Source organism: Janthinobacterium violaceinigrum (assembly GCF_009208555.1).
Classification (GTDB): domain Bacteria; phylum Pseudomonadota; class Gammaproteobacteria; order Burkholderiales; family Burkholderiaceae_D; genus Janthinobacterium; species Janthinobacterium violaceinigrum.
Window position 1 is genome coordinate 1 of sequence record NZ_WFLI01000111.1, and the last position, 464, is coordinate 464.

A 464-nucleotide genomic window follows, 5' to 3' on the forward strand; every position below is an offset into this window, starting at 1 on the left:
CTCACCGTTTCTTCCCTGACAAAAGAGCTTTACAACCCGAAGGCCTTCTTCACTCACGCGGCATTGCTGGATCAGGCTTTCGCCCATTGTCCAAAATTCCCCACTGCTGCCTCCCGTAGGAGTCTGGACCGTGTCTCAGTTCCAGTGTGGCTGGTCGTCCTCTCAGACCAGCTACTGATCGATGCCTTGGTAGGCTTTTACCCTACCAACTAGCTAATCAGATATCGGCCGCTCCACGAGCATGAGGTCTTGCGATCCCCCACTTTCATCCTTAGATCGTATGCGGTATTAGCGTAACTTTCGCTACGTTATCCCCCACTCCAGGGTACGTTCCGATATATTACTCACCCGTTCGCCACTCGCCACCAGAGCAAGCTCCGTGCTGCCGTTCGACTTGCATGTGTAAGGCATGCCGCCAGCGTTCAATCTGAGCCAGGATCAAACTCTTCAGTTTAATCTCTGTT

General features: G+C 52.8%; 1 rRNA gene. It reads right to left on the reverse strand.

From position 1 onward, the window contains the following. Positions 1-454 (reverse strand): 16S ribosomal RNA (locus tag GCN75_RS28860); the annotation flags it as partial. Positions 455-464 lie beyond the last annotated feature (10 nt).